Source organism: Streptosporangium sp. NPDC006013, assembly GCF_040614275.1.
Classification (GTDB): domain Bacteria; phylum Actinomycetota; class Actinomycetes; order Streptosporangiales; family Streptosporangiaceae; genus Streptosporangium.
The window spans coordinates 29,661-48,563 of sequence record NZ_JBEXUE010000018.1 but is presented as its reverse complement, the minus strand read 5'-3'; the positions used below and the strand labels follow the sequence as shown (position 1 = coordinate 48,563).

13 protein-coding genes are annotated in these 18,903 nt (G+C 67.6%); 6 read left to right on the top strand and 7 right to left on the bottom strand.

The genetic code is table 11. The annotated features are described in order from the left end of the window. Window positions 1–1,708 (top strand): tetratricopeptide repeat protein (locus ABZ260_RS05130; RefSeq protein WP_355613171.1); only part of this gene is annotated, 1,708 nt, incomplete at its 5' end. A 312-nt stretch (window positions 1,709–2,020) separates the two neighbouring features. Here ABZ260_RS05130 and ABZ260_RS05125 read toward each other — a convergent pair. Then, window positions 2,021–2,836: a class I SAM-dependent methyltransferase gene (locus ABZ260_RS05125; protein ID WP_355613169.1), complete on the bottom strand. Its 816-nt coding sequence runs from the start codon at window positions 2,834–2,836 to the stop codon at window positions 2,021–2,023. Window positions 2,837–2,927: 91 nt separating this feature from the next. Between ABZ260_RS05125 and ABZ260_RS05120 the strand changes: the two genes are divergently transcribed. Beyond that, window positions 2,928–3,410, top strand: a complete 483-nt coding sequence (locus ABZ260_RS05120) for a MarR family transcriptional regulator (protein ID WP_350912475.1) — start codon at window positions 2,928–2,930, stop codon at window positions 3,408–3,410. Window positions 3,411–3,728: 318 nt separating this feature from the next. On the opposite strand, the gene ABZ260_RS05115 is transcribed toward ABZ260_RS05120, so the two are convergent. Together ABZ260_RS05115 and ABZ260_RS05110 are read right to left on the bottom strand one after the other, a co-directional pair. Continuing rightward, a complete protein-coding gene (locus tag ABZ260_RS05115) occupies window positions 3,729–4,295 on the bottom strand; it encodes a hypothetical protein (protein ID WP_355613167.1) in 567 nt (188 codons plus the stop codon). Between the two features lie 269 nt (window positions 4,296–4,564). Beyond that, window positions 4,565–5,071, bottom strand: coding sequence for an ATP-binding protein (locus ABZ260_RS05110; protein ID WP_355613165.1), 507 nt, complete (start codon window positions 5,069–5,071; stop codon window positions 4,565–4,567). Window positions 5,072–5,422: 351 nt separating this feature from the next. Between ABZ260_RS05110 and ABZ260_RS05105 the strand changes: the two genes are divergently transcribed. The 4 genes from ABZ260_RS05105 to ABZ260_RS05090 are packed head-to-tail and all read left to right on the top strand — an operon-like array spanning window position 5,423 to window position 7,008. Further along, on the top strand, window positions 5,423–6,316 hold the full coding sequence (locus tag ABZ260_RS05105) for a helix-turn-helix transcriptional regulator (RefSeq protein WP_355613163.1): 894 nt from the start codon (window positions 5,423–5,425) through the stop codon (window positions 6,314–6,316). Between the two features lie 16 nt (window positions 6,317–6,332). Next, window positions 6,333–6,542 carry a DUF397 domain-containing protein gene (locus ABZ260_RS05100; RefSeq protein WP_355613161.1) on the top strand — a complete coding sequence of 70 codons (210 nt, stop codon included), beginning with the start codon at window positions 6,333–6,335 and terminating at the stop codon, window positions 6,540–6,542. A gap of 23 nt (window positions 6,543–6,565) precedes the next feature. Beyond that, window positions 6,566–6,775, top strand: coding sequence for a DUF397 domain-containing protein (locus ABZ260_RS05095; protein ID WP_355613159.1), 210 nt, complete (start codon window positions 6,566–6,568; stop codon window positions 6,773–6,775). A 23-nt stretch (window positions 6,776–6,798) separates the two neighbouring features. After that, a complete protein-coding gene (locus tag ABZ260_RS05090) occupies window positions 6,799–7,008 on the top strand; it encodes a DUF397 domain-containing protein (protein ID WP_355613157.1) in 210 nt (69 codons plus the stop codon). A 123-nt stretch (window positions 7,009–7,131) separates the two neighbouring features. Here the strand turns inward: ABZ260_RS05090 and ABZ260_RS05085 are convergent, their stop codons facing one another. The 4 genes from ABZ260_RS05085 to ABZ260_RS05070 all read right to left on the bottom strand — a co-directional run bounded on the left by ABZ260_RS05085 (window position 7,132) and on the right by ABZ260_RS05070 (window position 18,806). After that, the gene (locus ABZ260_RS05085; RefSeq protein ID WP_355613155.1) at window positions 7,132–9,003 is read right to left on the bottom strand and encodes a DUF262 domain-containing protein; all 1,872 of its coding nucleotides are present in this window, start codon (window positions 9,001–9,003) and stop codon (window positions 7,132–7,134) included. Between the two features lie 175 nt (window positions 9,004–9,178). Further along, window positions 9,179–10,084: a serine/threonine-protein kinase gene (locus tag ABZ260_RS05080; RefSeq protein WP_355613153.1), complete on the bottom strand. Its 906-nt coding sequence runs from the start codon at window positions 10,082–10,084 to the stop codon at window positions 9,179–9,181. Beyond that, window positions 10,081–12,246, bottom strand: a complete 2,166-nt coding sequence (locus ABZ260_RS05075) for a UvrD-helicase domain-containing protein (protein ID WP_355613175.1) — start codon at window positions 12,244–12,246, stop codon at window positions 10,081–10,083. The genes ABZ260_RS05080 and ABZ260_RS05075 overlap by 4 nt, the downstream gene beginning before the upstream one ends. 2 nt (window positions 12,247–12,248) lie before the next feature. Further along, complete coding sequence (locus tag ABZ260_RS05070) at window positions 12,249–18,806, bottom strand: DEAD/DEAH box helicase (protein ID WP_355613151.1); 6,558 nt, start codon at window positions 18,804–18,806, stop codon at window positions 12,249–12,251. Window positions 18,807–18,903: the final 97 nt, after the last annotated feature.

Here is an 18,903-nt window from a genome sequence, read left to right as displayed (position 1 = left end):
CGTGACCGAGTTGAGCGTCGAGTTCGGGGTGCGGCCGATGTGTCCCGCGGGGGCGCCCGAGGACCTGCCGCGCGCGGTGCTGAACGGGCTCCAGGGCGCCGAGGAGAGCGCCCTGGACGGCGCACTGGACCTGCTGGTCTCCTACGGCGTGATCGACCGGTCGCCGAATGGTCTGCTGGTAAGCGTGCACCGTCAGGTCCAGGCCGTCATCGTGGCCGGGCTGACCGAGGACGAGCGCGCCGCCTGCAGAGCTACCGCGGCCGCCCTGCTGCAGGCGGCGCTCCCCTCCGATTCAGGGCATCCCTCCTCGTGGCCGACCTACGCGAGCCTGTTGGCGCATGCCCGCACCGTCCTGGCCCTCGACTCTTCCACCATGGGCTCCGTCATCGAGTACCTGTACGACAGGGGTGAGTACAGCACCGCCCTGTCCCTGCAACGCCGGCGCCACGCTGTCATGCACGAGACCCTGGGCCCCGAACATGCCGACACCTTGACCGCCCGCGCCGCCCTCTCCTCCCTGGTCGGGGCGATGGGGAACATCGCCGAGGCCCGGGGTCGGTTGGCCGAGCTGGAACCGATGACCGAACGACTGCTGGGGCCGGACCACCCCACCACGCTGGACATCCGCGCCAACCTCGCCAGCCTGGTCGGAGCAGCGGGGAACACCGCCGAGGCCCGGGACCGATTCACGGCGCTGGTACCGGTACTGGAGCGGGCCCTGGGTCCTGGGCACTCCGTCACCCTGAACGCCCGCGCCAACCTCGCTTTCTGGGCGGGGGAAGCGGGGACCCCGGCCGCCGAGGCCCGGGATCGGTTCGCGGCGCTGATGCCGGTGCTGGAGCAAGCTTTGGGCTGCGAGCACTTGATCACCCTGAACACCCGTGTCAACCTCGCCCGCTGGAGCGGGGAAAGCGGCGACCCGGCCGATGCCCGAGACCGGTTCGCGGCGCTGGTGCCCGTGTTGAAACAAACTTTGGGTTGCGAGCACCCCACTACCTTGAACGCCCGCGTCGGCCTCGCCCGCTGGAGCGGGGAAAGCGGCGACCCGGCCGATGCCCGAGACCGGTTCGCGGCACTGCTCCCCCTAGTCGAACGAGCACGGGGTCCTGAGCACCCCGTCACCTTTGAGATCCGCAGTGCTCTCGCCGATTGGGCAGGAGAGGCCGGGGACGCGGCCGGTGCCCGGGACCGATTCTCGGCGCTGGTACCGGTACTCGAGCGGGTCGTAGGCCCTGAGCATCCCATCACTCTGGGCGCTCGTTTCCACCTGGCCCGCTGGATGGGGGAGGCGGGAGACGCGGCCGGCGCCCGATATCAGTTCACGATGTTGATACCGGTGTTCAAGCGAGTGCTGGGTTCCGAGCATCTGACCACGCTGACCGGACGCTTCCACCTCGCTGTGTGGATGAGCGAGGCGGGGGACGTGGCCGGTGGGATGGACCAGTTGGCGGTGCTGGTGCCGGTGATCGAACGGGTCCTGGGCCCCGAACACCCCACCACGCTGGCCGCCCGTTTCTTCTTCGCTTCCTTGGCGGGGCAGACGGGAAACACCGTCGACGCCCGAGACCAGCTGGCGGTGCTGGGGCCGATGATTGAGCGGCTGCTGGGGCCGGACCACCCCACCGCGCTGACCGCCCGCGCCGAGCATGCCCATTGGGCGAAGTACGCCAGACGCTCAGCGTGGAGGCGATGGTTTCGGAGACGATGAACGATCAATGGGCCAAGAGGTACTCCCCGCAAACAGGCAGGCATCTGCGATGTTCTGCCCACGCGTACGAAGTCGGCCGTCGACGGCACGAGCGTGGTCAGCGAGCACAGAACAGATGCGACCACCTCCGGCGAGATAGGAAACCCTGCCGGACGCTGTTCTGGTCCAGGGTCAAAGCGTTCTCAGCCGGTGAGATGCAACCGCACGCAACGACGACCAGACCGTGATCGCCCAGCGTCAGATCGCGACCAGAAGTAGCGAGATCCCCGCGTTCACCTCGCTGCTGTCCAGCCTGCACCGGCCGTCGGCGCGTTAGAACCGGAACCGCACGATGCGGGTGGACCGTTTCATGCCCGGCAGTAGGTTCATGAGGCGGTACATGCGGCGCACGTTCGCGGGTGCCTTGGCCATTAGCACCGGTGAGTCGTTCATCGGCGCCTCGTCGACGTATTCGAGCCGCGGATGCCAATCGGCCGGCGCGGCCGGGTCGTTGAAGCCGCAGTGGAACCGGGTGCCGTATTTGCGCAGCGTGGGGTCCCATTTCGAGGTGCGCCACGCCCAGACCGACACCGTGTCGAACTGTATTTGGCCGGTGGGGAAGGAATCGACGACGCTGGTCAGCAGCCGCTTGACGTCAGTCTCGGTCAGGTAGGGCACCAGTCCCTCGGCGATCACCAGCACCGGCCGGCCGTGGGGGACGCGTTCCAGCCAGGCCAGGTCGGTGACGCTGGAGGCGATCAGGGTGTAGTGCTCGCGCGGCGGCAGGAATTGTTGCCGTAGTTCGATGACGGAAGGGTAGTCCAAGTCGTACCAGTCGACAGTGGCGGGCGGGTCGATCCGGTACACCCGGGCGTCGAGGCCGCAGCCCAGGTGCAGCACCACCGCGTCGGAGTGATCGGCAAGGAAGCTTCGGGCCCAGTCGTCATGGGCCTTGGCGCGCACCACGGCGGCGAGGCCCAGCTGGCTGGTGCCGAATCTGCGCTTGTCGTAGTCAGGATCGAGGCGGCGCATCGCCTGTTCGGCGTATTCGTCGCCGAGGATCGGGTCCGGCAGCCGGTTGTCCAGTGCTTTGGCCCTGAGGACGGGGCTGAGGGTCTTCTGCACTCCGACGAGTTCGCTGTCTTTCATGACAGCTACGATACTACTCATATTTCACAAATTTCGTGAAGTTTGTGAATCATCTTAAACTGGCGAGTCCGCGACGATTAAGGGAGCTTTGATGACGCGAGCGAACGAGGGTGCCATCGCCGATTTCCGGGAACGCTTCGCGCAGATCATGGTCGAAGCCGGCATGCCCCGGATGGCCGCGCGCGTGTACGCCGCGCTGCTGGTTACCGACTCCGGCAAGCTGTCGGCCGCCGAGCTCGCCGAGCAACTGGGCGTCGGCGCGTCGGCGATCTCGGGGGCGGTCAAATACCTGGTGCAGGTACGGCTGGTCGAACGCGGCCGCGAACCCGGTACCCGGCACGACTTTTGCCGGATACACGAGCACACCTGGAGTCACTTCGTCAGCCAGTCCGACCCGATGCTGGTCCGGGTGCAGGCCGGCGCCGACGAGGGCACCGCGCTCTTGGGTCTCGACTCCCTCGCCGGGCAGCGGCTGGACGAGACCCGCCGGTTCTTCGCGTTCCTACGCGAGGAGATCAAGCAGTCGATGGCGAAGTGGCAGCGACTCCAGGCGGCCGAACGCGAGGCCGGCTAGGGGGTCTCAGCGAAGTGCCTGGGTGACGCGTTGTCTCAGGGTGGGGTCGCTGATGCTGTCGGTCTCGTGCCAGGCGGCGGCGATCTCTTCGGTCTGGAGTCGGCCGACGGCGGTGGCGGTGGCGGTGGCGGTGCGGAGACCTCGTGTATACCGGGTGCGAGGTCTCCACGGGTGAGCATCCCGATCCCGGCGAGCATCTCGGCTTGACGACTGAGGGGTAGCAAGCAGATACTGACGGTGTCGTGCTCTCTGGGGTACGAAAGTGGCGCCGGGAACCCCCCGATGGAATCGGGAGCCCGGCGCTTGCGCTTTCTCCGGTCAGGTCGCCGACGCTTCCAGGAATGTGATGCGGTCTTCGAACAGCGGCCACCACTGCTGATCCCCATCCAGCCATCCGGTCACGATCCCCGCGATAACATCGGCCATCCACAGCGCGGCATCCGCGCTGGCCCGTTCCCAGTTGACCGACATCTTCGCGGCGATCTGCCCGCTTCGACGCAGAGCGGTCAGGATCGCCCTGTCTCCGGCGTCCTGCTCCCGCCTCGACTCAAAGACCACCGCCTCCACCTGACGTGCTGACAATTCGGGCAACAGCCGGAGTAGGCAGTGACGCCTGGCGCGTTCCGAGCGGCTCGCGGTGCCGTGCAGGCTGACGGCAACCACCGATGCACACTCCAAGGAGGCCACTGCCTGCGCAATGAGCAACCTGCGTGCGCCTCGCTCCGTCCTCCAGTGGACGGTGGGCGCCTTGCCGTACCGCAAGGCGTCCATCATTGACCTGATCTGGTCGAGCTTCTCCGCCGGTAGGAGGACGGCAGCAAGAACATAAACGCAATCGTCATCCTGACGGACACGACAGCTTTCATCGATGAAGGCGAAGAGCACTCACCGAACTTTACGTTACCAAGAGCTTTTGAAGTCTTACTCTTTGCTATCGACATGCGGTCGACACAGAGAGCACCGTCCGCCACGGACCTGCTCACCAAGGAAGGGTCCCCTGCCAGGAAGGCCCCTGCGTGGATCTCACCGGGCGAACCGATGGACAGAACCCGCTCATCGATCGGGTACGCCACGGTTTCGCGCGTGGTCAGGCCACGAGCCTGTATTTCAGACGATCGCGGCTCTCGTCAACCGACACGCTGTCGCCGTACGGCTCAAACCGGTCGGTGGCCTTCCAGAGGCATCCGATCATCCCCTACCTCGGGACTGAGCGGCTCTTCGGGGAGTGGCGGCGGCGGTGCCAGGGTGCACCAGACGATTTTTCCGCCGGGGGTGGGGCGGTAGTAGCCCCAGTCGGTGGCGAGGAGGTCCACCAGGTGGAGGCCGCGGCCGTGTTCGTCGTCGGGGGTGGGGTCGCGGACGACCGGGGTGAGGGGGCTGGCGTCCCAGACGCGGAGTACGACGGTCTCGCCCATCCGGTAGAGGTCCATCCAGATCTGGTCCGGGTCGGCGTAGCGGATCGCCTTGGCGGCGTCGGGGCACGCGGCGTGCGCGGTGATCGCGTTGGAGACCAGCTCGGAGGCGATGAGCTGGGTGGTCTCGATCAGGTCGTCCCGGTGCCAGCTCTCCAGTACGCGCCGGACGTGGACCCGGGCGTAGTAGGGCGAGGTCGGGAAGACGGAGAGTTTGAGGTACTGCGTGCTGCTGATGGCACCGGTCATTTCACCCGCTCCAGGTTGGTACGTCGGGCATAGGACCGGCACCGTTCGCAGCCGGGGACGCCGCTCTCCCCCACGGGGGACGGGGGCACGGTGCCGGTCCTACGGGAAGTACGGCCGGGGAGCGTCGCAGATGTATCGCCGGTCGTACCGCTGGGGCCGGACGGACACCCGATACAGGGTGGGCCGCCTCGGGAGGGAAGATCGTCCGCCCGGCCGTCTAGGGAAATCATGCGTTTCGCCTTCCAGCGGGGATGCCGCCTGGAAGGCTTACGGAGAGAGCATGCACCATCACCATGGGTAAATGCAATGCAGGCTCTTACACTGCCCGCATAGTCCAGAGAGGTGCCAAAGATGCAGGAGAAGGATGAGTTGGGGGCAGTTACACCCCTGCCACGTATCAAGCGCCAACCGCCAACGGTGCGTCTTCGGCGTCTGGCAGCCGAGCTGCGCCGCCTCCGCCAAGAGGCCGGACTCTCCCAGGCCGAGGTGACCGAGAAGACCGACGTCAACCTCGCTACGCTCCACCGGATCGAAACGGCCAAGACCAAGCCGCAGCTCCGGACACTCAACGCCCTGCTCGACGCCTACGGTGTCACCGGCAGCCAGCGCACCGACCTGGTGACGCTGCAGAAGGAGGCCAAGCAGCGCGGGTGGTTACACGGCCTCGAAGCAGACCTCCCCGACAAGTACAGCGCCTATATCGGCCTGGAGGCCGAGGCCCAGCAGGCCATCAACTACGAGTCGCTGTTCATCCCCGGTCTGCTGCAGACCGAGGACTATGCGCGGGCGGTGATCCCGGGCGTGCTGCCAACCGCCACCGCCGCAGAGGTTGACAGCTTCGTCGCCGCCAGGATGCAGCGCCAGGCTCTTCTTGAGCACGAGACTCCCCTGCGACTGTGGGCAATCATCGACCAAGCCGCTCTACACCGAACGGTCGGCAGCGACGCCATCATGCGCGCCCAGCTCGCGCATCTCATTCAACAGGCTCGACGTCCGCACATCACCGTCCAGGTCATCCCGTTCTCCGCCGGAGCCCATCCTGGGATGCCCGGTAGCTTCATCGTCCTGAAGTTCGCCACGGAGGGCTCCGACGTAATTCACATTGACAGCATGGCTGGCGATCTGTTCTTTGAAAAAGAGGCAGATATTCAGCAGTACAACCACATTTGTGAGCATCTTCGCGCGATAGCGCTCAGTCCTACCGACACGGCCTCGCTACTCGCATCTCTACGCGAAGATCGATAGAGGAAGGAAGCAGGGCATGCAGCAGCCAGATCTGTCCGATGCACACTGGCGCAAGAGCAGCCTCAGCGGCAGCGGCCCAAGCTGCGTCGAGATGGCGTTCGTCGGCAACGACGTCGCCGTCCGCGACACCAAGAACCGCGACGGCGGCACCCTCATCTTCCACCGAAACGAGTGGACCACTTTCATCAACGGCATCAAGAGCGGCCACTACGACAACCTCACCTAACCCCCGAAGAAGGAGGAAGCAGGATGCAGCACCCTGACCTCCCCCACGCGCACTGGCGCAAGAGCAGCCTCAGCGGCAGCGGCCCAAGCTGCGTCGAGATGGCGTTCGTCGGCAACGACGTCGCCGTCCGCGACACCAAGAACCGCGACGGCGGCACCCTCATCTTCCACCGAAACGAGTGGACCACTTTCATCAACGGCATCAAGAGCGGCCACTACGACAACCTCACCTAACCCCCGAAGAAGGAGGAAGCAGGATGCAGCACCCTGACCTCCCCCACGCGCACTGGCGCAAGAGCAGCCTCAGCGGCGAAGGCGCAAGCTGCGTCGAAGTGGCATTCATCGACGACACCATCGCCGTCCGCGACACCAAGAACCGCGACGGCGGCACCCTCATCTTCCACCGCAAGGAATGGACCGTCTTCATCAGCACCATCAAGAACAACAGCTTCAACAACCCCGCCTGACCGGCGATACTTCCTCGCCGAGGAAAAGTCGTTTTCCGGGAAGCGTGACATCGACTCAAGAGAGACGTGAGCTTCCCGGAAAACAGCTTTCGACCGGTGCGGAGGAGCGATCGGCCCTTACCGCTAGGCCGAAGGGGTTTCCGGTGACCCGGCCGGGCGCGGCCAGATTCGAACGAGGCGTTCGGCGAGCTCGGTCGAGCGCGCCGTTATGGTCTCCTCGGTCCACGCCTCCTGCTGGTCGGCGACGATCTCGGCGTTGAGCTTGAGCGTGGCGTGTCTGAGGAGCAGATCCCGTTTGCCGATGTTCGGCTCTGGATCGGTCAGACCTCGTGCCTGCACCTCGATATTGGTCCACGGCCGGTTCGAGAGTTTGGGGTTGAGTCGATCATTGACCAGGGTCAGGTTGCCCAGAGTCTGGACAAGGTGGTCCCTGCGCTGGCGCGAGGCGTGGTCGATCGTGTCTCCACCCCAGTGCTCCCCCCAGCTCTGCGGCATCACGTGTTCGATCGTCAGACATCCCCGAGGGCAGTGCTCATGTTCCGACCACTTGCGCCGACGGTTGTCCTCAAGCGCCTCCAGTACCATCCGCAACCGGGTCTGGGTCAGGTCCTTGTAGACCCGCAGCCGCTCCATGGCCTGGATGACCTCGTCGTCCGACGGCCAGTAGCCGACGTTGGCGGTGGCAGTGGCGAAGAACGTCTCCGTGACGTCACCGGCCGCCTCAGGCCCGTTACGGTCCAGTTCCCGCAGCAGGTCAATGAGGATGCGGTTGTAGTTCTTGGTCGACAGCTTGCACAGCATCCGGCGGGTCAGCCAGCTCTCCATCGATGTCAGCGCCTTGAGGCGCTGCGCCACCGGCATCCGCTCTTTGGGCCATCGCAGAATCCACAGCAGGAAGGGGCCGACGACGGTGGCCTCCATGATACGGATGACCCGGTAGTAGAACGTCCCCTCCACCGAGTTCCAGGGAAGGTTCTCCAGTTCCTCGTAGACCTTCGCATCGGCGGCCAGGTCCCGCATGATCTCCCATGCCTGGAGTTCGGAGAGGCGCACATGGTCTCGGAACTCGCTGAAGACACGATCCGCGGGCACTTCGCGGAGTCGCTGCATGGTGAGCCAGTGCTGGAGGAAGGTATCGACATAGGGGCGGTAGAGCCGTCCCTGCCGGACGTTCCGCCGCCAGTGATTGGAGTCGAAGGGCTTCCAGTACTGCTGGTACAGGCTTTGGAGGTTTTCCCCCTGGGCCGCGGCCAGCTGGAACGCCAGATTCTTGATCAGGTCCGCCGCGAGCAGCGGCGTTCCACGGTGGTTGAGCGTCTCGAAAATGACCTGCGCGTTGTCACCCGGCTCAAGGTCGATCACCACCAGCTTGAGGTAGCTCCGCAGAACTTGGGTAAGCGCGGTGATCCGGTGCCGGCACTTTTCCGCGTCACCGTCGGGCTCGGCCCATTCGGTCAGCGTCTCGACGAAGAACCGATGGGCCTGAACGATCGTACTGGTGGCGAGCTCCTCGGGAACCTCCTGCTCGTTGTCCATGACGACACGGAACGCATCCTGATCACGATCGGTGGGCCAGACCTTGAAGACCTCATCCGGGCTCTCGGTCAGTTCCTTGCGGTTGAGAACGAGCGACTGAAGCGCTTGGGCATCCCTCGGCAGGCCGTGTCGTTCGGCCACCAGCTGCGCGGCGTCCAACAGGATCTGCAGGGTCGTCAGACGCTGCTGCCCGTCGATGACGTTTCTGACAGGGATGAACATGCTCGGTGACCACTGCTGTTCCAGGACGACGGCGCCGAGGAAGTGCGGAGGGATCTCCTGGGCGCCGTACGCACTCGATTTGCCTTCCAGGACCTGCTCGGCAACGGCCCGCACATCCTCCCAGAGGGGTTTCCACTGGTCGTCCTTGGTCCATACGTAGGGGCGTTGGAAAAGGGGAACCAGATAGCGAATGTCGCGACCGAAGATCTCAGCAGGGGTATGAGTGTCAGCCTTCATGCGTCCTCAGGGAGCGTCGTTATGGGGGAACCACCGAGAAGGTTTTTGAACTCGACGAGTCTTACACTTTCAGCCAGGAGCCGCGAGTGCTTCGTCGCTATTGCTTACGGATGAAAACCCCTTTCAAATGTAGATTTGAAGCGACCCGTTCCTCGATTCGGGTGCACTATTCACATCACCCGCTGATATTTCGGATGGCCGTTGCGTACATGTGCACCGGGTCGGTGTGGAGTTCCTTGCCGATCAGTCCGGGAAGCGGTGGCAGGTCCCTCACCAGCGGCATCAGACCCTCGAAGACCGCCAGAGCGCTCTCGGGACGCTGTTCGGGAGACTTCGCGAGCAACCGGAGTGTCAGCCCCTCCAGTTCACCGGAGACGTCCGGCCGCCCCAGGCCGGGGGGAGGCTCACGCCGGCTCCGGTCGATCTCCGTCAGCAGGTCCTTCGAGGCGAACGGGCGCGAGCCGGTGAGCAGTTCATAGAGCAGACAACCCACCGTGTACAGATCGCTGGAACGGCTCGCCTCCGCACCGTCCACCAGTTCCGGCGCCATGTAGCGTGCCGTGCCGGGGACCTGCCCGGCCTGGGTGATCTGCGAGAACTCCTTGGTTCCCAGAGCGGTTGCCACCCCGAAATCGATCACTTTGACGGTGCCGTCCGGGCACATCACCAGGTTGCCCGGTTTGATGTCCCGATGGAGCAGCCCGACACCGTGGGCCGCGGCCAGGACGGCGCAGACCTGCGCGCCGATGAGGGCCGCCCAGGAGACCGGCAGCGGTGAGCGCTCGGCGATCAGATCCGCGACCATGTGGCCCTCGAGGTACTCCATGACCATGAAGAGCTCCCCGTTCTCGCTGCCGAAGTCGTAGACGACGGGCACGCCGGGGTGCCGCAGGCGGGCGGTGATCCGTGCCTCACGGTAGAAACGGCGGGTGGCCTCGTTCTTCGTGACCAGGTCGTCCTGGTGGATCAGCTTGACCGCGACGGGACGGTTGAGCTGCAGGTCCGATCCCTGCCAGACGGCCCCCATCCCGCCTCGGGCGATGGGGGCGGAGAGCCGATAACGGTCGGCGATCGTCTTCACGGCAGGAATCTGCTCTTCTGACCGTGCCAGGAGATCACCAGGGTGTCCCTGGCACGGGTGGCGGCGACGAACAGCAGCGAGCGAGCACGTTGCAACTCCCGTCGATGGCGCAGCGGGTCGCTCTCCCGATACTGGAAGACGTGCCGTGAGGGAACCAGCCCCTCCGCCACGCCGACGAGGATCATTCGCTGATACTCCAGGCCCTTGAACCGGTGCATCGTGCCGACGTGAATCGCGTCGTACAGCTTCGGCCCGTCCTGGCCGATGGCCGCGGCGACGATTCCCGCCTTACCCAGCCGGTTCTCGACCTCGGCCACCATGCGGCGTTCGGGGACGCAGATCGCGATCGCCGCGGGTGCGACGTCGTCCCACTCCTTGACCTGCTCGACGACGGCGTCAAGCTCGGCCGCCCAGGTGGACGCCGGGCGCAGCACCGGACGTGTCCCGTGCAGGACCGACCGGTAGCCGAGCAGGTCGTCGCGGCCGTCGTCGAGGTCGTCCCAGTCCTCGGTGCCGAGCAGTCCCAGCGCCGCGCCGAGGATCTCGTGCGTGGTCCGGTAGCTGAGGGTGAGCTTGGACGAGCGCCCCCGGATGTTGATGCCGAGGCTGCCGAGCGAGACGTAGTTGCCGTAGATCCGCTGGTGGGTGTCGCCGGCCAGGAAGATGTCGTTCGGCCCCTCGGGGACCATGGCGCGGAGCATCTTCCAGTGGGCGCTGCTCAGGTCCTGTGCCTCGTCGACGACGACGTGCCGGTAGCGGGGGCGGTGCCAGATCCCCGACTCCCGCTGCAGTTTGACCGAGCTGACCTGGTCGGCCTCGTAGGAGGCCAGCTCCCGGGCGCGCTCGATCTCCAGCCGCGCGGCCCGCTCCGCCACCTGGCGGAAGGTCCACAGTTCCTTCTCGTCGAGCCGCTTGACGTACCGTTCGACGAGCTGCCAGATCTCCGCGCGGTCCTCCCTGCTGATGGGGCGTCCCCGTCCCGCGCGGCGGGCCCGGAAGTAGTCGGCCCGCGAGTGGATCGCCTGGCCGAGGATGACGTGGGACCACTCGGCGTGCAGGAACTCGCCGTCCCATCGGGTCTCCTCCTGCTCCAGCAGCAGTTCGTCCCACTCCTGCAGCGCCCTGGCGTCGTCGATCCAGCGGCGGCGCCCGCCGGGCTCGGCTTCCGCGACGATCTGCGTGGCGAGCTTGTCGATGTTGACGATCTCCACCCGCCGGACCACCTCGGCCCCCGCGAGCTCAAGCAGTCGCTGCCTCAGGTCGGCTGCCAGGTTCTTGTTGAACGTGGTGAACAGGACCGCCTTGTCGTCCCCGGGGCCGAGCCGGTCCACCAGGTATCTCACCCGGTGCAGCGCGACGATGGTCTTCCCGGTTCCCGGTCCCCCGCTGATCCGGGCGGGTCCGCTGTAGTCGCGCTCCACCACCTTGTGCTGGGTGGGGTGCAGGAAGACGCGCCAGCGGCCGAAGCTCTCCTCCAACACCTCCTGCAGGGCTGTGTCGTCCGTGGTGACCTGGGTGGCGGGTCTGGTCAGGGCCGCCTGGTAGTCCTCGGCGTCGACCGGTTCGGGCGCGGTGACCGGGGTGGTGATCTGGTCGAGAACCTCGTCGACGCTCTTGCCGTCGTGCAGCCCGAGCAGCACCTCCGTAGTGAGCTGCGGCGCGTACTCGGCCAGGCCGAGCAGCTCGTCCTCGGTCGTGATCTTCGCGATCAGCCCGAGCAGCGGCTCCGCCACCCCGAGCCCGAGCAGTTGCTCCGCGGTGAAGGCGGCGAACAGCGGCTTCGGCTCCTCGGAGACGGAAGGCTCATGCCGGACCCGCTCCTCGATGGAGACCAGGTCGACGAACTCGATGCCACCGGTGACCGGGTTGATCTGGTAGGCGAACCGGTCGAGGTTGTCGTAGACGTCCCTGCGGTTCTTGACCGCCACCAGGATGTAGTCCGCCTCGCCCGCGTGCAGCAGAAGCGCGCGGTACTCCTGATTGACCCGCGCCGAGTACAGCCGGGGATGCCCCTTGAGCTGCTTGAAGTGCAGGCCGGGATTGGCCGGGCTCTTGCGGAATTTGTGCTGGAAGTCGTAGATCGCGCCCTTGACCTCCCTCGGGAGCTTGAGGATCTCCTTGTCCGCCTTGTCGAGCAGCCGCAGCGTCGCCTCGCCCTGCATGTTCACCTCGTCCTCTCGCTCCGCTCAGACTGTGCCGCGCCCCCGCCAAGAACGCGCTCGACCAGTTCCTCCGGGGCCCAGCCCCGCACATCGCGTACGTCCCACCCGGCCGCCGCATAGGCGGCGTTCCGCCGGTGCGCCTCGTCGTCGTCTCCGGCCAGCACGATCGCCACCTTGGCCGAGGGCCAGGCCAGCTCCGCCTGCCAGGCCTGCTCGCCCAGCTCGAATCCCACCTCGTTGGAAGCAGGAGCGGGGATCTCCAGCCTGGCCAGCTCGCGGGCGAACGCGGCCAGACCCGACTCTCCGGGGTCGAGCACGTCGTAGATCTTCTCCCAGCGCGGATCCGGCCCTTCGGCACCGCCTCCCCGCACGATCCGTTCGGCATGTGGCGCAGTGGGAACCCTCGGGAAGGGAACGGTCTCGGTCTGGGAGCTCTCCCGTGGCGGCCGTACGGTATCCGCCGGAACGGTCACCTCGCCCTCGTCGTCTTCGAGGGGCAGCAGGCTCAGCACGGAGGCGGTCCCGCCGCCCCCGGCCACCGCGAGCAGTGAGGGGTCGAAGGCGTCCAGATCGGTGAGCGCGAGCTGCCCGCCCTCTCCCGACCCCGCGTCCAGGAACTGCAGCAGGTTGCCCCAGTAGAGCCAGGCCGCCCAGCGCCTCTCGTGTCCCTCCCGGTCCGCCTTGATGGTCTCTTTCCGGTCGTCGATCAGCGCGAAGGCGGTCCACCGGTAGCCGTCGCGGCCGTCGAGCACCACGACGAGCGGGCAACCGGCCGCGTCCACAGCGTGCATGGTTATGATCTTTTCGCTGGTCGGAGCCGGGAGGGACGCCCCACGGAGTGCAGCCGTCACCCGTTCCGGCACACCGCCGGGGCCGGAGCGGCTCCGGCCCTTCGCCAGCCCCATCAGTCCGGCGGTGGCGGCTTCGGCTCGGTGCAGCCACAGCTCGGGCCGGGGGTCACGAAGGAAGGCCAGCAGCGTGTCAACGGGATTGGCCCACACCGTGCGAACCAGCTCGTCGGGGTCCCGATCCGGGCTGACCTGCTGGTAGGTCCGGCGCGCGGCGGCCTGCGCGTTGCCCAGGTAGGGGGCACGCGGCGGCTCTCCCTTGACGAAGGGCGCGTGTTCGAGTGCCTCCCAGTCGGCGATGTCGTCCCAGGTGAGTTGGAAGACGACCCGTCCGTCCGCGCGCAGCCTGGCTCTCTTCGCGGCGTCGCCCGCCAGCCGGTTCTTCTCCAGTGAGGCGTGGTAGGCGTAGCCGTCGAGGTAGACCGCGACCTCCAGCGGCACGTCGTCCAACCGCCGGAACAGCACGTCGGGGCGGGTGCCCTTGATGGTGTTCTGCAGGATCATCTGCCAGTGCACGATCGAGCCGTCCGGCCCCTCGATGCGCAGGTCCGCGGTCTTCTTCTCATTCAGCACACCGGCCATGCCCAGCGTGCCGGGTGTGTCCGTACGACGGGCCCAGGACTGCAGGCCGCCGAGGAAACGAGCCTCCAGTTCGCTCTCCACCTGGTCCCAGAGCGAGATCGCGTCGGTGGTGGCGACCTGCGCGGGGTCCCAGGTGTCGAGCAGCTCGCGCAGCATGACGAGCGCCTCGGACCGGCTGACCTTGTCGTACTTGGACCCCGGAACGTGCGAGAGCAGGCAGCGGTGGCAGGCCGCCCTGCGCTGGTCCTCCTTGCAGGGACACTCCTCCACGATCCGCAGCGCCGCTTCGAGCACCTCGCGGAAACCCTCCGGCGAGGAGAGACGGTGCAGGTATCCGGTGCCACCGGGCAATGTGTCGTGCAGCACCAGGAAGCGACGGCGCCGGCCGGTCTCCTGGTCGGGCATGGTGGCGGTGACGACGGCGAGATGGTCGGGGTCACCTCCGTACCTGGCTGCCACCCCCGCCATCAGCGCGGCCTCGAAGGAGGCCATCCGCTCTTCGATCAGCAGCGTGGCGACCGGGAGCAGGATGCGCAGTGCCTCGGTGTGCAGCTCGTGCGCGAGGAGCAGCCTGAGGTGCTCGGCGTCCTGGGCCTCGCGCCGGTGAGCACACCAGGGCCGGTGGTGCTTGCGGCCAGGGTCGGCGTATGAGCTCGCGATCAGCGCGTCCTGCTGGGAGGCCACCGGCGGCCCGTCCACGGTCGTGCCGCCGCAAGCCGGGCAGGTGTGGAAGGGGTTGAGCCGGACGTCCTCCCCGGCGAACCGGTCGGTGGCGGGCCGGTCATAGCGGGTGGTGCCCAGGTTGAACCGGCGGATGACCGCCTTGCGGGTGAAGTCGAGGCCGAACACCACCTTCCGGTGCCGCCACGATCCCGGCGCGATGTCGGCGGGCTCGATGTCCACCGCGACGGCCGTCTCGTAGTAGCGGCTCTGCCGGTCATCGTGGTCGTCGCGGATCTGGGCGTCGTCGCGCCGGTCGTGCGCGGTCACCCGAGTCGGGCGCAACACGCCGTACAGGGAGCCCAGCTCGCCGATGTCGCGGCCGTCGCAGCGCGGGCAGGGGCTCGTGTCCTCGGCGGCGAGCGTGGTCCGCACGTAACCGCAGCCGGGACAGACCCGCCACCGCTCCCAGGTCGGGCGGGACGGGGTGCCGATGTCCAGGCCGGTCACCTCGTGCTGGTAGCCGCGCATGTAGAAGGAGTTGCCGGGGGCCAGCTCGGTGAGCGCCAACCGGGCCGAGCGCTGGTACTCCCGTACCTCACCGTGGTAGCGCCTGCCTCCCTCGACCTCCTCCTCCCAGGTGATCGTCGCCTCCAGGGTGGTGGTCGAGTCGATCAGGGAGTAGTTCGGCAGCAGCCCGAGCTCGACGAGGGCGCCCTGGGCGTTCTCCCGGCCGAGTTCGCCGATGCGCTTGGCCACTGCCCGCCGCTCGGCGGTCAGCGCCCGTTTCTGGGCGCGCTGGACGGGGTCGGACTCCACCAGCGCCTCGATCGCGGCGTCGATGACACCGATTCGTTCCCGCAGGTCGGCAAGGCGCTGCCGCCACGACTCGGTCGCCTCCGCCACGACCCGGGCCAGGTCCTCGGTCGCGAACCCGCGCAGGTCGGCGACCGCTTCGGGGGTCAGCGCCGTGCCGAACAGGTCGAGGAACCCCTGCACCACCGTGTCGCCCACCGCGAGGGCCGCTGTGGTGAACCCGGCCAGCCAGCCCGTCTCGCCGAACAGCGCCGAGGCCAGCCTCGGCAGCGGCAGCACGCCGTCAAGCCCTCCCCTGGCGCACAGGTCGACCAGGTGGGCGGTGTACTGGCGGTGCAGGATCTCCACGGCCGACAGGTAACTGCCGGGCGGCACGATCTCACCGGCGATCATGTCGCGCGGCTCGTTGAGGAAGTAGAGGTCGCGCGGGGACCGGCCGACCATGGTGACCAGGAACGCGTTGCCGCTGCGGCGGCCCGCGCGACCGGCCCGCTGCACGTAGTTCGCCGGGCCCGGCGGCAGCGAGGCGAGGATCACCGCCGACAACTCGCCGATGTCGATACCCAGCTCCAGGGTGGGCGTGCAGGCGAGCACGTTCGGGTCGCTGTAGCGGTTGCCGTCGCGGAAGCGCTGCTCGACCTGCTCACGCTGGCTTCGGGTCAGCGCGCCGGTGTGCTCGGCGGTGACCACCCGGAACGCGCCCTCGCCGCCCTGGGCGAGGTAGAGCCGCCGGTAGTAGTCGAGCTGGTAGTTCTGACTGCCCCGGTTGGTCAGGTGGCCGCCGCAGCGGTAGCGCGGGCAGCGCTGGCCGTACCAGTCGCCGAGGATCTCGGGGTGGACGGTCTGCTCCCAGGCACACCGGTCGCAGCCAATCCCGGCATCGTTGACCTGGGCTTTCTCCAGCAGGCGGACCTGGATGTGCCCCGGCTGCAGCCCGTACACCCTGGTCGCGCCGTCATCGGCCGGCCGTACGGAGATCACGCCCTCGTCGGCGAGCATCGGCAGCAGCCGGGAGAGGTAGAGACCGGCCGTGCCCCGTTCGAGGCCGAGGCAGCGGGTGGTCCAGTCCTGGTACCAGCCCTGGTCGGCGTCGATTCGGTCGAACTCCGACTTCCGCTTCTGCCGGTCGAGCAGGAACGTCGGCGCGGACAGTCCCCGGGGGAATGCGGGCATCCCCTCCGGACGCCTGCCCCAGATCGCGTTGTACCTGTTGCTTCCGGCATTGCCGAGCCATTTGTCCAGCCACAGGTGCTTGATCGCGCCACGGTAGCGCAGCCGTTCCAGCAGACCCCGGATGTAGGCGAGGTAGCGGTCCTCGGGGGCGAGCTCGATCATCCCGGGCATGCCGGTGTGCACGTCGCGCGCCAGAGTGGCGATCTTCGCCGGATCGCTCAGCACCACCTCGGCCGCCGCCGTACGGGTCAGCTCCAGCGTGCGGCCCTGCCGGGAGCGCAGGCCGAGTTCCATGATGGTGGCGAACGCCAGCCGCTCGCCGATGAGATCCCACGCCTGCGGGGATCCGGCGGTCTCCCGCGCCAGGATCGCGTCGATCTCCGGCCGGTCGTGCAGGTCGGGCGGGACCACCGAGGGCAGTACGTCCTCCGCGCTCGCCACCGCGGCCAGGTCCGCGACCAGGTCGTTGAGCAGGATCGGCGTGCCGGGATCGAGCCGGGCGGTCAGCAGCCGCCGCAGCGAGAAGGCGTACGACCGGTTGGCCACGAAGCCGGCCCGGTGGGCGGCGTCCTGCACCGAGTCGTTGAAGAGCAGCGTCTTGCGCTGCCTGGCCTCCAGCTGGTTGCCCGCGAAGAGCTGGGTGACGGTCACCGCGGCCAGCGAGGCCAGGCCCGCACCGAGGAAGCGGATGCCCTGGTCCATCTCGCAGGCTGGGCAACGGTCCTGCTCGGCGGCGTTGTTCGCCTCGGACTTGGTATCCAGGTTGGCCAGGACGAAAACGATGTCACCCTTGTCGTACCGGTCCTTCGCCGGATCGACGGGGCGGACCCGCTCGCCATCCAGGATCGCCAGGTTCCGGACCTGCCCCTCGGCCTCGCCCTGGGTGGCCATGATCAGTGGACGGACGCGCTTCTTCTCCGGCCCGACGGCGGCGCGGTAGATCTTCTCCGGACTGGTGACCAGCTCCTCCGGGTCCCGCTCCGGCGAGTAGGCGGCCCAGCCCGACCGCCCGCAGTGGCGGCAGTAGACCGAGGGCAGCAGGGTCTTGCCCAGCACGTCGAACGTCGAGTCGGCGTCCAGCACGGCCGACTCACCGATCCAGGCGAAGGCCGAGGTGTGACTGACCAGCCGGAGCAGCCGGGAGACGGCCCGCACCCAGATGTGGGTCTCGATGTGCAGGAACGGCCGTTTGGAGTCCTCCGGGCCTTCCGGGCTCTCCGGGTCGCGGGCGTGCGAGAGCAGCGCCACGAACCGGGCCAGCGCGGTGGCCGCCTGGGTGGGCGACCGGCGGATGGCCGCGCCCCAGTTGTACGCACCCCGGCGCGGCAGCAGTTCGAGCATCTCGGCCGGCGTCGCCGGGCGGTCGCTGAGCAGGTCGAGCACCGCCTGGGTGAGGATGTGCTGACGCAGCACCCCGCCCAACTCCTGCGGGCTGAGTCCGCTCTTCCCGGTGACGGCCTGGCTGATCAGCTCCATGGCGGCCGGGTTCCTGAGCGGGTCGGGGAGGGCGGCCAGTTCCTGCGCGTCGGGCAGCGGCAGCGTGACGTCGATCTCGCCGACGAACTCCTCGGCGGTAAGCCGGTCCTCCCCGACGACGGCGTCCTTCGGGAACGGGGTGCCGAAGACCTGTTCGGCGACCTCCCTGATGACCGTGCTGTCGCCACTCTCGCCGAGGGTGGCGGAGGTGGCGACCGGGCAGATGTCACCGAGCGGCCTGCCGGGCCGGGAGTGCCCGGTGGCCGAGGCGAGCCGCCGCAGCAGCATCGCGACGTCGGTGCCCTGCGCACCGTCGTAGGTGTGGAACTCGTCGACCACCACGTACGCCAGCTCGGCGTCCTGCCAGAGCGGCAGGTCGTCGGCCCGCTGTAGCAGCAGGTCGAGCATCTTGTAGTTGGTGATCAGGATGTCCGGCGGATTCCTGCGGATCTCCGCCCGCCGGGTCATCACCTTCGGATAACCGACCTCGGGGGTGTCCCCGATGTAGAGCGCGCCGGTCACCTCGTGCAGGCCGGCCTGCTGGAGGTAGTCGTTGAGCCGGTGCGCCTGGTCGGTGGCGAGCGCGTTCATCGGGTAGAGCAGCACCGCCTTCACCCCGCGCCTGCCGCTCGCCTTCTGCCTCCGGCAGTGGTCGAGCACCGGGACCAGGAACGACTCGGTCTTGCCCGAGCCGGTCCCGGTGGTGATCAGCGTCGGCTCGGCCGCCTTGTTCAGCGTGCTGAGCCGCCGGAACGCCTGCGCCTGATGCCGGTACGGCGTCCAGCCGCCGGACGGCACCCACTCCAGATGGTCCTTCCACCCCGCGTCCGCGGCGCGGAACGGGGTGCTGATCCGCAGGTAAGGACCACGGAAGATGCCCTGCTCGGGATGGTTGAGAAACCGCTCCAGCGCGTCGCGGACCGGCTTCTCCGCGAGCGCGAAGGTGGTCGTGAGGTACTGCGTCAGGCTCCGCTGCAACTCGTCAGCGGCCAACGTCGGCTTCACGCCATCTCCCCATGAAGTTGTCCGGCCCACACCCTGCCGGGCCTGCCCCGTGCTCTCGTTCGAGCACTGCACGAAAACCATGCAGCACGCACTTTGC